Annotated in this window: 18 protein-coding genes; 4 read left to right on the forward strand and 14 right to left on the reverse strand. The window is 36.4% G+C overall.

Annotated features, from left to right (window positions below):
• Positions 1 to 67: 67 nt before the first annotated feature.
• From LZP85_RS10690 to LZP85_RS10705, 4 genes are all read right to left on the reverse strand, one after another.
• Entirely contained in the window at positions 68 to 1,165 is a 1,098-nt protein-coding gene (locus LZP85_RS10690) for a GerAB/ArcD/ProY family transporter (RefSeq protein WP_234561723.1), read from the reverse strand.
• A 32-nt stretch (positions 1,166 to 1,197) separates the two neighbouring features.
• Positions 1,198 to 1,422 (reverse strand): hypothetical protein, encoded by a 225-nt coding sequence (locus LZP85_RS10695; protein WP_119543383.1) that lies wholly within the window; start codon positions 1,420 to 1,422, stop codon positions 1,198 to 1,200.
• A 588-nt stretch (positions 1,423 to 2,010) separates the two neighbouring features.
• Entirely contained in the window at positions 2,011 to 2,187 is a 177-nt protein-coding gene (locus LZP85_RS10700; protein ID WP_167556128.1) for a hypothetical protein, read from the reverse strand.
• 119 nt (positions 2,188 to 2,306) lie between these two features.
• Positions 2,307 to 2,585 (reverse strand): Fe-S cluster assembly protein HesB, encoded by a 279-nt coding sequence (locus LZP85_RS10705; protein WP_119543384.1) that lies wholly within the window; start codon positions 2,583 to 2,585, stop codon positions 2,307 to 2,309.
• 172 nt (positions 2,586 to 2,757) lie between these two features.
• Here LZP85_RS10705 and LZP85_RS10710 point away from each other — a divergent pair, with 172 nt between their 5' ends.
• Complete coding sequence (locus LZP85_RS10710) at positions 2,758 to 3,204, forward strand: Dps family protein (protein ID WP_061786371.1); 447 nt, start codon at positions 2,758 to 2,760, stop codon at positions 3,202 to 3,204.
• Positions 3,205 to 3,222: 18 nt separating this feature from the next.
• On the opposite strand, the gene LZP85_RS10715 is transcribed toward LZP85_RS10710, so the two are convergent.
• Positions 3,223 to 3,774: a hypothetical protein gene (locus LZP85_RS10715; RefSeq protein ID WP_025911234.1), complete on the reverse strand. Its 552-nt coding sequence runs from the start codon at positions 3,772 to 3,774 to the stop codon at positions 3,223 to 3,225.
• 176 nt (positions 3,775 to 3,950) lie between these two features.
• On the opposite strand from LZP85_RS10715, the gene LZP85_RS10720 reads away from it, so the two are divergent.
• Positions 3,951 to 4,583: a spore coat protein gene (locus LZP85_RS10720; protein ID WP_035321250.1), complete on the forward strand. Its 633-nt coding sequence runs from the start codon at positions 3,951 to 3,953 to the stop codon at positions 4,581 to 4,583.
• A 37-nt stretch (positions 4,584 to 4,620) separates the two neighbouring features.
• Here LZP85_RS10720 and LZP85_RS10725 read toward each other — a convergent pair whose 3' ends face one another.
• Complete coding sequence (locus tag LZP85_RS10725) at positions 4,621 to 5,364, reverse strand: YwqG family protein (protein ID WP_061786372.1); 744 nt, start codon at positions 5,362 to 5,364, stop codon at positions 4,621 to 4,623.
• A 151-nt stretch (positions 5,365 to 5,515) separates the two neighbouring features.
• On the opposite strand from LZP85_RS10725, the gene LZP85_RS10730 reads away from it, so the two are divergent.
• Complete coding sequence (locus LZP85_RS10730; protein WP_119543386.1) at positions 5,516 to 6,859, forward strand: hemolysin family protein; 1,344 nt, start codon at positions 5,516 to 5,518, stop codon at positions 6,857 to 6,859.
• A gap of 31 nt (positions 6,860 to 6,890) precedes the next feature.
• Here LZP85_RS10730 and LZP85_RS10735 read toward each other — a convergent pair whose 3' ends face one another.
• From LZP85_RS10735 to LZP85_RS10760, 6 genes are all read right to left on the reverse strand, one after another.
• Positions 6,891 to 7,841: a sporulation protein gene (locus LZP85_RS10735; protein WP_206833760.1), complete on the reverse strand. Its 951-nt coding sequence runs from the start codon at positions 7,839 to 7,841 to the stop codon at positions 6,891 to 6,893.
• Positions 7,842 to 7,938: 97 nt separating this feature from the next.
• Positions 7,939 to 8,097: a hypothetical protein gene (locus LZP85_RS10740; protein ID WP_234561724.1), complete on the reverse strand. Its 159-nt coding sequence runs from the start codon at positions 8,095 to 8,097 to the stop codon at positions 7,939 to 7,941.
• A 78-nt stretch (positions 8,098 to 8,175) separates the two neighbouring features.
• Entirely contained in the window at positions 8,176 to 9,360 is a 1,185-nt protein-coding gene (gene chrA, locus LZP85_RS10745) for a chromate efflux transporter (RefSeq protein ID WP_206782718.1), read from the reverse strand.
• On the reverse strand, positions 9,357 to 9,671 hold the full coding sequence (locus LZP85_RS10750; protein WP_025911351.1) for a PadR family transcriptional regulator: 315 nt from the start codon (positions 9,669 to 9,671) through the stop codon (positions 9,357 to 9,359). The genes chrA and LZP85_RS10750 overlap by 4 nt, the downstream gene beginning before the upstream one ends.
• 149 nt (positions 9,672 to 9,820) lie before the next feature.
• A complete protein-coding gene (locus tag LZP85_RS10755; RefSeq protein ID WP_206782719.1) occupies positions 9,821 to 10,162 on the reverse strand; it encodes a hypothetical protein in 342 nt (113 codons plus the stop codon).
• 164 nt (positions 10,163 to 10,326) lie between these two features.
• Positions 10,327 to 10,743, reverse strand: coding sequence for a CBS domain-containing protein (locus tag LZP85_RS10760; RefSeq protein ID WP_206782720.1), 417 nt, complete (start codon positions 10,741 to 10,743; stop codon positions 10,327 to 10,329).
• A gap of 282 nt (positions 10,744 to 11,025) precedes the next feature.
• On the opposite strand from LZP85_RS10760, the gene LZP85_RS10765 reads away from it, so the two are divergent.
• Positions 11,026 to 11,130, forward strand: a complete 105-nt coding sequence (locus LZP85_RS10765) for a YjcZ family sporulation protein (RefSeq protein WP_076512409.1) — start codon at positions 11,026 to 11,028, stop codon at positions 11,128 to 11,130.
• Between the two features lie 179 nt (positions 11,131 to 11,309).
• Here the strand turns inward: LZP85_RS10765 and LZP85_RS10770 are convergent.
• Together LZP85_RS10770 and LZP85_RS10775 are read right to left on the reverse strand one after the other, a co-directional pair.
• Positions 11,310 to 12,460, reverse strand: a protein-coding gene (locus tag LZP85_RS10770) for an IS3 family transposase (RefSeq protein ID WP_234561726.1) whose coding sequence is annotated in 2 segments (ribosomal slippage) — positions 11,310 to 12,187 and positions 12,187 to 12,460 — 1,152 coding nt in all. Because the reading frame shifts where the segments join, the coding sequence is not laid out codon by codon here.
• A gap of 125 nt (positions 12,461 to 12,585) precedes the next feature.
• Positions 12,586 to 13,578 (reverse strand): extracellular catalytic domain type 1 short-chain-length polyhydroxyalkanoate depolymerase, encoded by a 993-nt coding sequence (locus LZP85_RS10775; protein WP_119543390.1) that lies wholly within the window; start codon positions 13,576 to 13,578, stop codon positions 12,586 to 12,588.
• Positions 13,579 to 13,631: the final 53 nt, after the last annotated feature.

Consider the following 13,631-nt stretch of genomic DNA (forward strand, 5'->3'; position numbering starts at 1 on the left):
GTTTTTCTTTGTGTCTTCTCAATAAACAACACAATTTTGCTACAAAAAATTCACAAATGAAGTTCCATCATTGTTTGTGCAGCTGTTTTTTTAGAATGATAAACCCTCCGACAAGAAACGGTAACAACACACCAAATGTAATGGAATATGATAGCCACGTCGTTACAATAAACTCAACGAGATAAACAGTATTTGGAAAAAACGCTAAGCAAAGTGGTATTAAAGTGAAAGCAAGCGGCAATGTCAATAAGCGATGATCTTCTATTCCCACAACCGATGCTAGTATGAAGTTAAAGATTAAAAAACAAAAAGCTACTTTAAAAAAGACGCTAATAAACCAAATAATCGCCATGATGACCTCAATGCGCTGAAAAAACCCTCCAATACTGATTTCTTGCCCTAATAAATAGCTTGGGAATACTTCAGACGTCATTGTTTGAACACCAAATACTAACAAAGCAATTACAATCACAATCGATAGCATTAATATTCCGCCCGTACTACCTAGTACATATGCTTTTGTAGCTGCTTTTTGGTTTCTTACAAATGGAAAGATAGCAATTAAGATAATCATTTTAAATACATAAGGAAGAAGCTGCATATTGGCTTCGAAGATTGGAGCAGAGCCTCTCTGTAAAAACGGCTGAAAGTTTTCCAGTTGAACATTAGGGATGTTGAATACAATTAACAGAATAAACAAACCAAAAAACCATGGAAATAAAATTTCTGATGTCCTAGACATCGTTTCTATCCCCAGCTTTACGCCAAAAGAAATAACAATAAGAAGTGCCAAAGAAATACTTTCGATAGGTGTTTCTGGTAAAATAATTGTAATAAGGAATGAGCCAATTTCATATACCATCAACCCAATATCAACGAGTATGTACGCGATAAAAAGTAATAGAAGTAATTTTGCGCCCCATTTTCCAAGCTCTTTTTCCAAATAATCTGGTAACGACTGATTTTTCATTCCATTAGCTAACTTCGCATATCCCCATACAATAAAAATTGTTTCTACAATACTAATAATACCAACTATCCAGCTATCTTCCTTTGCTGAAGTAGCCACGATTGTAGGAACATATAATATCCCGTCTCCTACAAGAAACATAATTGAAATAATAAAAAACTGTTTGGGGCTAATGATTACTGCTTCCTGATGCATATCGACCTTTGTAATAGCACGTCACCTCATCTCTAGTTTACAATTAGATGGTTAATAGGCTTAAAAATTGCACTCAGCCAATCTAACGGATTAGGGAGCGAAAAGTGCATGCTATGTAAAATATTTAGAGTCATGCTAAAGAGTAAAAAGAAAGAAAATAAATAGAGTTCTTTTTTCTGCTCTTTTTTTAATAAAGAAGGAAGCTCAATCGCCGTAATGATACCGCTTAAAAGTAAAACACCAATTAGTAACTTCATCTTCCTTCCCTCCTTCTTCATCCTAGTTAGTAATAGCATTTCTCTAACCCCAAAAAATATTTATCAAAATAAAAAGACTAGATACTGATTTGTATCTAGCCGGTAATCTAGCAACTTATTAGCTTGTCCGTTATGTGTTATAAACTAATCTTTAATAATAACTTTATCCATCCAAAGAAAGAAAGCCAAAGCGGAATACTTAAAGACGTTCCCCATAGTAAGCCCAGTAAGAAGTTTCCATTTTCACTCATGCAAACCAACTCCTTCTTGCTTTTTAGAACGCATTTTACATATGTTATATTGGAACTAATTATAGTTTAACTTTAACAGAAAACGCTTTCAAAAGATAGTGAAATAATACCTAATAAAGAGTCTAGCACATAACGAAATGATTCTTTCCCAAAGACGAGTGGTGATGTTTCTAAAATAGTCAGGTTGTAAGAACAAGTTTGTTTCATTGCGCTGCAAACACTCGCTTTTTTAAATTGTTTTCAAACCAACAAAAAATATCCGAACTATCAAAAGGAGTTAACTCTCGACAGTTCGGATAGATCCTTGACTGAAATACGTATGTCCCAGCCTTGTTACTCACTTGTGCTCTCCATGACGCTGAAGACGATTCTCGATAAACAGTCGCTCAACAAATTGATTTAACTGCTGCTGATACATCAAACGTTCTTTGGCTGAACGCGAGTCTCGAATTAACTGTTTAAAATGTTTAATTTTTTTACGTTGTTCAACCGTTACATGATGAGAAAGAAGCATGTAATCCCCCCTCGTTTTCATTAACGCTTAAATTAAGTAAAACAATATTTTTCCATTATTCCAACAGATTTGTCAGACATTCTAACAAATTATTTATCGACTTTTTTCAAAACCTTTACTTATTGATCTTTGGCACCTACTAAAGCTAGCCCAGGTCCGTATGGTGTTAGATGAACATCTAGTAAAAGTTCTTTTGTATAAGGTAGAATCGCCTCTTGGATTGCTACTGATATACCGTTAATGACCTGCAGTTCATCATTTTCTTGGGCTTCTTCAAATGACAATCCGATATTTGGAATTTCACAGCTAATTCCTTTAAAGTAAAGACGAATACCTTCAATTTCTTGTTCTGATAAAATCTCTTCAATCAATGCTTTTGCTTCATTTGTAATAATCATTCAATCTCTTCCCTTTACTATATTCTCTTAGCTATCTTAACATAACCTCCTAACTCTTCTCATTAAAGAAAAAAGGTTCGTTATTAGATTATAATAATTATAAATAAGTATTGATTATAATCTAATATATGTTATAATCTATATATATCAGTTAAACCAGGAGGAATGACACATGAATTTAGAACAATTCTTAAATCAGCAAATTGCTAACTTAAACGTATTTTACACGAAGCTCCACCGCTTTCATTGGTATGTAAAAGGACCTCAGTTCTTTACTCTTCATGAGAAATTTGAAGAACTATATACAGAAACGGCTGCGGATATCGATGAATATGCAGAGCGTTTACTAGCAATTGGTGGACAGCCTGTAGCTACGTTAAAAGGTTTTTTAAGCCTAGCTACTTTAAGTGAAGAGGGAAATGAACAAACTGCTCACGAAATGATTGAATCTGTTGTTAATGATTACCTAATTCTCGTTCAACAGCTCAAAATGGGGATTAAGATTGCTGAAGAAGCAAATGATCACGTTACTGCTGACTTATTCATCGGCACAGTTGGTCGTTTTGAAAAGCATATCTGGATGCTTAATGCGTTTTTACCAGTAAAAGAATTAGTGTAAATAAAAGACGAGCCTACTTTACTTGGCTCGTTTTTTATGTTGTAGCCATTTAAAAAAAGTCATATCATCTTGAACACCTTCAACCAAAACTGCTTCATACACATGTGCACTTTTATAATAGCGATTATACCCATTTTGCTGTTTAAAAAATAAAATCTGCTCTCTTTTCTTCTCTGTCATTTTTGCTTTTAACTTTTGCTGTTTTTGTAGCATCTGCTGTATGGTTGCTTCAGACACAACATTCACATTAATTTTCCATTCATGTCCTTCGATGTCTGTGTATACAGCCCAAGTCATTTCTTCTTCCTTTTCTTTATTACCAATAAAGATCATTTTAACGGGCTTCATTCTCAATGCTAAGTCTTTACCAAGTGCAAAAAATAAATCTTCAATAACCTTATCGCTTCCAATGTAAACATCGAGATGACGAAGTACCATGACATTTAAATCAAAGCTGCCTGCAATGAGAGGGTTGCCATATTGTTTGCATAAATGTAAAAGCTGATATTCTTCCAATAAGCTTGTTGCTTCTGCTTGTAGCTGCTCCGACCATACCATTAACTCATTCATTAAGCTATATCTCCAATCCTTAAAGTTAAAGTTCATATTCGATATGTGTTGTAAAATTCCTTTGATATCATCAATAAAATCTAAAACCTTTCAATATTTTTCTTTTTGTACGTATAAAGATGCTTGGATTCTTTACACTAAACAACGTATTTATTTATTACACTAGGAGGATGGATATGAATAACGAACAAACACATATGAATATGCATACTGGTAAGGTTCCTCAAGTTATGAATCACGGAGGACATGAACTATTTGACGTTCATGAAACGCTAGCTGGCATGATCAATGTTTTAGATCAGTTCATGATGTTTCGACAATACATTCAAGATGAAGAGTTAAAGCAAATGTTAGATCGTCAATATAGTTTTATTTTGGAAGACTACAACCGTATTGTAGAATCTTTTTCAACAGGCCAAGACCCTTCTAGTCCAACGCAAACCTATAACATGGCAGAATCAAACGATTTTGTATACGGATTAAAAGCAAGTCAGCCTAAAAAACCAAATCAATCCATTAATGACATTAGCGATAAAGGAATTTCTGGGCACATGTTAGGCTTATTAAAAGGTCATGCTTCACTCGTTACCATGACCTCACTTGAAATTACAAATCCTATTGTACGCCGTTTATTCGCTGATAGCGTTCCTAATTGGATTGAAATGGCATATGAAGTAGCCCACTATCAAAACAAGCGTCATGATTACCAAGTACCGCAGCTAGCCGCTCAAGATGTACAGCAAATGACGCAAAGTTTCGCAAAATCTACACAGCCTCCCGAGCTTCCAAACAATAAAACGTTACATTAAAAAAAGCACCTGCTTTGTGTGAAAGCAGGTGTTTTTCTTATGAACATTGCATGATTAACCATGTGTTTTCGAATTGTTTTTTTTCAAGAGCTTGTCTTTCAATACAATAATATAAGATTCCAACGTCGCCCCACATCATATTAAGCTGATCATCAGAGTCAATTTGAAATAATAACTGCCAGTCGCCTTTCTTACCAGAGAACTCTTGACATTCTTCCAAAACGTCCCCTTGGATATCCCACGCTGTTCCCCCAATTTGGTGAAATGGAATGTTACCATTGATTTCTAACATAAGAGCATCAAATTGATCATACAGCTGATCGTCTTCTATATATGTATCTCCAAGTCGGATATCATAGCTAAACTCTACCCCACACTGTAGGTATATGCTTGAAACGTCTACTTTTGTTGCAGTTAAATCATCTGCTGTCCCTTCATAAAAAAGTACGCGCCAACCATTTTGTTGATCCGCTTCACCATATGCTTCACCATCATAAAAGAAGTACAGATAACCCGTGTCAGGAAGAAGTAAATCTTGCTTCCACGCACCTTCTAACTGAGATAGATTGATTTGACCAATAAACTGTAGATATTCCCCATCCTGTTTAGGCCAGTAAAAATCTTCCGGTAAATCTGGGTATCCTCCTAATTTTGATGTACCCACTTCCAGTTCGTCAGCACGTGTTGGGTGTACCATAACACATGTATACAAAGAGCTATATATATCTTCCTTTAGTGTTTGAAGTCCATGTTTCAAAATTAAATTATCCAATATATTCACTATTTTCACCTCTAGGCTAGTATAGCACAAACCCATTAATGAGAACGCTTCTTTCTCTTTTTAAATAGCGCTGGGGATTGTTTCAATACATGTTCTTCCTTCGTTTAGATAACACTTACTATATACACGTACTAAATAGGTGGTGAAACGTTTGACGATTTTAAATCTTTTCCTCGTTGCTCTTTTAATTGGCTTAACTGCCTTTTTCGTAGCAACTGAGTTCGCAATTGTAAAAGTGAGAAGCTCACGCATTAACCAGCTTGTTGATGAAGGAAATAAAAAAGCGATAGCGGCTAAGCATGTTATCACGCATCTAGACGAATATCTATCTGCTTGTCAGCTTGGAATTACCATTACAGCTCTAGGTCTTGGTTGGCTTGGTGAACCAACACTTGAACGCATCCTACATCCTCTTTTTGACGATATCAATATGAATGAACGTTTAGCAGGCATTCTGTCATTTGCGATTGCATTTGTCATTATTACATTTTTACATGTTGTGGTAGGTGAACTAGCACCGAAAACGTTCGCTATTCAAATGGCAGAACGAATTACTTTATTATTTTCTAAGCCAATTATTTGGTTTTATAAAATTATGTATCCATTTATTAAAACACTAAACGGATCCGCTCAGCTCCTAACTCGTATGTTTGGGTTACAGCCTGCTTCTGAGCATGAGGTAGCTCATAGCGAAGAAGAAATTCGAATTTTACTTTCTGAAAGCTTAAAAGGCGGAGAAATTAACCAATCTGAATATAAGTATATGAATAAGATTTTTGATTTTGATGACCGCTTAGCAAAAGAAGTGATGGTACCTCGCACTGAGATTGTAACTGCATCAAAAGATGATATTGTAGAAGTTTTTCTACAAGTGGCCAATGTGGAAAAATATACTCGCTATCCAATTATTGAAGATGGTGACAAAGATAAAATAGTTGGGCTTGTAAATATCAAAGAAATTTATAATGACATTGTGTTTAACCAAAAGGATGGTACAAACACTTTAGAATCCTATGTCAAGCCAATTTTAAAAGTAATTGAAACCGTCCCGATTCATGATTTATTAGTAAAAATGCAAAAAGATCGTGTCCAAATGGCGATTTTATTTGATGAGTATGGCGGTACAGCTGGTTTAGTCACAATTGAAGACATCGTTGAAGAAATTGTTGGTGAAATTCGTGATGAGTTTGATGCAGACGAAATTCCCTATGTACAAAAAATTAAAGAAAATCATTATATTTTAGATGGCAAAATGTTAATTAGCGAAGTAAATGATTTGCTTGGTACAGATATTAGCGACGACGAAGTAGATACGATTGCCGGTTGGGTACTAACTGAACGATTCGATGTTGTTAAAAATGATATAGTACAATATAATGATTTTTATTTTAAAGTGTTAGTCATTGAAGACTTTCATATTAAATACGTGGAAGTAAAGAAACGAAAAGAAAATTCTTCAAGTAGTAATGAAGATGAAATAAAAAAAGAAGGATGATACCATTAAAGGTTTCATCCTTTGTTTCTTATTACCACTCATCGTCTCCGCTAAAAAAGTCACCATCAAAGAGATCATCGGCTCCTTCTAAGTCTTCTTGTATGTCATCAAATGCCACATCTTCAAACATGTCATCCATCACTTCTCCTAAAAGCATACCACCTATCATACCTGCTGCAAACCCTCCCATAGCGCCTCCAAGACCGCTCATACCTCTTTTATACTCGCCTCTTTGGTAATGAGAAGGCTGAAAGTGTTCATAACTAGCTGGATTGTCAATCATTTCTTCAATAATTTGATGAAGTGATTGCTGAAGCTTCTTATTATTACTGAGTTCTTCAGTTGAAAAAGAGATTTCTCGCTTTATTTCACGCTCTCGACCAAAGCTTGGTAAATCCAGTTCAAGCAAAATACGAAGACCTTTATCTTCTACAGCTACCTCAAATTCTAGCTCTCGAATACGGCGTTGAAATTGAGAGGTTGGGAAAAACTCAAACTCTTGTTTATAACCGTTAAATTGGCCAGAATGATGTTTCTCTCTAAACCCTAAACTTTCAAGTGCTTCTACAAATTGATAAAGTGCCTCAGGAGCTTTAATACGGATGTCATCTCGATCTTTGGCATCTGCTCCTCCTTCAATATCTAAATGTGTTTGAAAGAAATAGCTACAATTGCTTGCTGAAATAGGAATATCCATTGGTAAATCATATTTAAAACCCCATTCTTTCTCTTCTCCTTCTCTAATAAGGAAAGAAGAAACGATTGGGATACTGGTCACTTTATGAGTATGAAACTCCCCGTTACGGCCGCGCACCTCCAGCCATAGTTCTACATTTATAAGGTTAATGTGCTGCTCAACTTTACCACCTTGGACCTTGATTTTTCCTTCTACGTGCTCACCTAATGTATATGTACTTTCGTTCAAAATGAGGTCGACTTTTGCAGCGCCGACACCCATCTTTGCAAATATTTTCTTTAACATGATAATCCCCCTTTTGAATTCCTTACACTTACTTTACTATATACGAACACTTTTTATATAAGTTTCAACAAAAAAAGTTCTCACTCTGAGAACTTTTTCACACTGCTATCTCTCTCATTTTTTGTAAAACGTTAAGGTCACTTACTTCACCAATAAACAAAACAATGTAGCCAATGACAATAATGCTAACACCAATCGTTCTAATTAATTGAGCCATGATTTCCTCATCAAGTAGTAATTCCTCAAACCACTTCATGGGCATTTCCCCCTCAGATATAGCTTATAGTTCTCTATTCTATGCATCCGCCCAGTTAGAAGTGAATATTCATTGGTACTAGAAAAAAATTGATAGTAGATACCCACCCAGTGCAGTTGCAAGTACAACAATCCAGGGAGCTACTTTCCAGTACATTAATAAACCAAAAGCGACAAGCGCTAATGCAAAGTCTGGCGTTGTTTTGATTGCACTAGTAAAAACTGGATCATATAACGCTGCAAGTAAGATTCCTACAACAGCTGCATTTACGCCCATTAAAGCTGCTCGTACGCTTGGTTTTCTACGAAGAACGTTCCAAAATGGTAAGGTGCCGAGAACAAGCAAGAATGACGGTAGAAACATTGCCGCAGTTGCAACTAAAGCACCAGACCAACCAGCCGTTACCGTTCCAAGATAACTGGCAAACGTAAATAAAGGACCTGGGACTGCTTGCGTTGCACCGTATCCAGCTAAAAATTCAGATTCTGTTACCATGCCAATTGGTACAACTTCACGTTCTAGCATCGGGAGAACAACATGGCCGCCTCCAAAAACAATCGAACCAACTCGATAGTAAATATCAATTATGCCCATCCAAACAGTAGGAAATGCAGTACGTAAAAGTGGTAATCCTACTAATAATGCGATAAATACAATCCATGCCAGCACGCCAACTTTTCGGCTGATTGTAATAGGCATGTCCTGCACATCATCCATTTTCATTTCTTTATATAGAACATATCCTATTATGCCAGCAGCTATAATAGTGCCAATTTGTCCAATAGCGCTTGGAAAAAACAAAGTAATTAGCGCTGCGAGTATAGCCATCGTAATACGGGTTCGATCTGGCGCTAAGTTTTTCCCCATGCCAAGAACCGCTTGGGCAACTACTGCAACAGCAACAATTTTCAGACCATTAATCCAGCCTGCACTTGATGCGTCAAATCCTTGCACTAAATATGCAAACACGATAAGCACAATAACTGAAGGCATTGTAAAACCTATCCATGACAACACGCCTCCAAAAATCCCACCGCGCAGCATCCCAATCGAAATTCCCACTTGACTGCTAGCTGGTCCCGGTAAAAATTGACACAATGCAATCAAATCCGCATAACTTTTTTCATCAAGCCACTTTCTCTTTTTTACATATTCTTCTCTGAAATATCCTAAATGCGCAATAGGCCCACCAAAAGAGGTTAACCCAAGCTTAGTTGAAATCAGTAAAATTTCAATCCACCTTCGAAACACTGATTGATTCATGTTGTATCCTCTCCTTCTTTTAATACTTCTCTAGCTAATTCACGAATTTGCTCTTTTGCACCTTGAAGCACCTCTTGCCCTTTTTCAGTAATCGTATAATACTTGCGAATTTTCCCTTTTACAATTCGCTCTTCTTTTATTAAAAGCCCATCTTTCTCCAAATGATGAAGCGTAGGATAAATGGTTCCAGGGCTAATATCGTAACCATGTGAATGAAGTTCTTCAATCATATACGACCCGTAAATTGGCTCGACGCTGGCATGGTACAAAATGTGGATTTTAATACTTCCCAGAAAGAATTCGCGTAACATAAGGATCCCCCTTATCCAATATCATATTTTGATATCGGATATTGATATCATAACATGATAAAGTTAATCATAATGTTAAGTGTTTGTAAACTTTATTTTTTTTATTAAAATAAAAAAACCTTACCCGATGGAGGTAAGGTTTTACACTCTTAATATAGTAGGCGATTCCAGTTATCTCCCTTTTTCTTATGATGCGTACTTTTTTCATCATGCTGGTTTTTTTCTTTTCGATCCTGTCTTTCCGCTCTACGCTCATCACGAAGGCGATGTCTTTCTGCACGTTCTTCCTTCTTTTTGCAGTGCCCTTTTTCTCTTTCTACTCGCTCTTCCTTCTTTTTACAGTTCCCTTTTTCTACACGACATTCCGCTTTGACATAATCTTCTTCTTTGCGTTTGCATCTTCTTTTCTTACATTTAGCTTCTGCTTTAAAGTAGTATTGATTTGATTGATGAAACTTTTTTTCTGCTTCTTTACGATGTTTTTCTGTCATATAAATTCACCTTTCAACATAGAATATTTTATTTATAGTAATAAACTATGTACAATCCTATAAGTACGTGCATTGTTGCAATTAAGTAACTGCGCCTTTTTTTAGTGATTTTTATATTTCTTCTAAAAAAAAGCCTTTACATCGTTTGGATGTAAAGGCTTTTTTCACTTAATCATACGTTTAATTATATTATCTGAATAAAACTCTAATATTTCTCTTCTACGAATAATACCGATAAAGACTCCTTGGTCATCAACAACAGGTACAAAATTTTGCTCGATTGCCTTTGTAATAATCCCATCAATTTCTCCATAAATTGGAATTGGTTGATAATCTTGATAACGATCAACCTCTGTTACCTTAATATTTTCCATATCTTGAAAGCTATAATCGCCTAGACTTTTTAACTTCCAAAGCAAGTCCCCTTCGGTTAAAACACCAACGTATTTACCTTCATCATCTACCAAAGGTACCGTAGAATAGCGATGGTGCTCCATCTTCTCAAGCGCCTGCCTTAAGGTTGATTGAATATTAAGGGTTACTACTTCTTGTTTTGGAATCAAAAAAAATGCCAAATTCATTTTTTACTCTCCTTTTTTCCCACTAAACGTCCTTCTTATCTGTTTACTTTTCTTGTTATTTATTTCGAACAGTAACAAATTATAATTAGTATATACATGTTTACACGTTTTCTTCGTTACTATTCCCTAACAAGCATATCATCAATCTTATTTTACACATTTTATTCACTCTAATCGAGAAATTACATAAGTTCGCACATTTAGTATTCCCGCCCATTATCGTCACCTTTTCAAGCGTCTTGCGTACAATAAAAGTGTAATATAAGGAAGGAGGCGTTACGAATGGGTTCTTATGGCGGTTACAATGGTGGTTTTGCATTTTTAGTCGTACTATTCATTCTTTTAGTTATCGTAGGTTGCAGTTGCTATGGTGGCTGGGGATACTAATGAATAAGTGAAGAGCTGACTCGTCAGCTCTTCTTTCCTTTATATTACATATTCTTTACACACCTGAATATTCCTGCTATACAAGGCTATTTATCATAAGTAAATGTCTTGATATCATAGTAGAAAGCTCAGTATATGGGGACTGACCCCTGTTTTTGAGACAGGAATCAAAACACCTTTTAAACAACCCGTTTTCTGTATTGTACAGGAGACTGGTTGTTTAATTTTGTTTGAATACGGGCATGGTTATAATACGTAATATAGCTTTTGACGGTTTGCTCTATGATGGTAGTCGTAGTGTATGTCAACTCGTCAAGGTAGAACGTTTCAGACTTTAGTGAGGAATGAAACGATTCAATTGAGGCATTATCTGCAGGCGTCCCTTTTCGGGACATACTCATGATAATGCCTTTCTCTTTAATTGTTTGTTGATAAGCATACGATGTGTACACAGAGCCTTGATCACTATGCAACGTGCACCCTTCCAGTAGAGAAGGGAGTTGGTTAAGCGTGTCTAAAACAAACGCGACATTTTGACAATCACCTATGGAATACGCAATAATCTCTCCGTTAAATAAATCTTGAATACTTGAAAGATACAATGGTTTCGGCCCAAAAGGCAAGTACGTAATATCAGTCACGAGCTTTTGAAGAGGGCGTTCAGCTCGAAAGTCACGTTTTAATACATTCTCTGCAACCTGATAAGGTTGCCCTGTTCGCTGCCGTTTCTTCCGTTTAACGCGACATTGCCAACCGTATTTCTGCATGGTACGCTGCACAAACTTGTGGTTAATCTTCATGGTTCGCTTGAGTACAGCTGTGATTTTCCGATAGCCATATCGAAACTTGTGTGCACGACATTGTTCACCCACTTGCTGTTCCATCCATTTCTTTCGTGTATCCTGTTGACTATGCTGCTTCCAACGGTAGTAAGTGGACCGAGGAATACCAAGATGGAAACAGATTTGATAAATAGGGATTTGTTCTTTTAACTCTTCCACTAGGTTCACTGCGATTTCTGGTACCACTTCCTTTCCAATTCCTTGTACTTTTTTAAAATCTCGATTTGTTGCTTTAATTGTCGGTTCTCAGTCTTTAACTTAGCTGTCTCGTTTTCAAAATCAGGACCTTTTCCATAGGCATATTGCTTGCCTACTGGCTGTTCCAACCGGTGTACATCCCCATTTTGATACCACTTCATCCATGTTTTTAATTGGGTAGGGTTCCGAATGTTTAGTTGTGATAATACTTCTTTTACAGGTACACCGGCTAACCTCATTTCAATCGCTTTTAACTTTATTTCGACTGGATAACTGACTCTTGTTCCCATAGAAAAAACACCTCCAAGTGATTGTTAGGTACTACATACCCAGTTTTCAACTTAAAGGTGTTTTTTATTTGTCTCACTTTATGGGGTCAGTCCCATGAACCGGACTGAGCTTTTTATTTATTAGTTTATACACGAAAGGCATTTCCGTTTTTCATAAAAAACTCCCACATAATCCTACTTGAATCAGGGCCTTTTTCATCCGTATAGCTTCCTTCTGCGTTTCCGCCAGACCACGCGTGTCCCATACCATTTACAGTGTATTGATCGATTGAAATTTCTCCTTTGGGGCTTGCATATTGAGCATAAGTAAAATCTCTTCCAAACTGCCTTTTTTCTTCTCTAACCTTTTTAGGCTTATGGTCAATCCACCCTTCAACCTTTCCATCAAACGCTAAATTATTCGTAGTAATCCACTGTTCTACGACTTGATCTGCATTTAAAACATTTACCGTAGAGTCCGCATTTCCATGAAACACAATCACCGGCATCGGCTTAGCTCGCTTACCCATTACCTGATGTGCAACTCTACCTTGTCTCACAGGTGGAGGACCTTGATTCGCCATTGCTGCGTACGCATTAAATACATTTAATGCTGCCTGATACTCAAGTCCAGCCGCCACGCCGATTCCAGAAAATAATTCAGGATACGTAACGCCCATAACGATGCTCATTGCTCCGCCAGCAGATAGCCCTGCAATAAACACTTTGTCGTGTTGAATAAAGTGCATACGCTTTACTTTTTTAACCATCCCAGCAATAATAGCAGGCTCTCCCAAACCTCTCAGTTGATGAAGAGGCTCAAACCAGTTCCAGCACTTCTTTAAATTTGCATTACTTGATTGCTGAGGATAGATAACGATAAATCCTTTTTCATCTGCAAGTGTGTTCATGTTTGTTCCTTTTGCGAAATCGTCTGCGCTCTGTGTACAACCGTGCAGCATAACCATAAGAGGATACGTTTTCAAGAAATAATAATTTTTAGGCAAATAAACTTTAAATTTCTTTCCTTGATAAGTATATGTTTTAAACGTACCACCAGATTGTGTTGCGAATTCCTGATCTTGATCTAAAGAGAGAAGTAACAAAGCCATAATAACAAAAGGTAGTGAGCCTGTCATAACATTCCACCTCTTTTTGTCAACGTTTTCATTTTTCCGTTTACACCTATATG

It is taken from the genome of Priestia flexa (genome assembly GCF_021441905.1).
GTDB classification, from domain to species: domain Bacteria; phylum Bacillota; class Bacilli; order Bacillales; family Bacillaceae_H; genus Priestia; species Priestia flexa.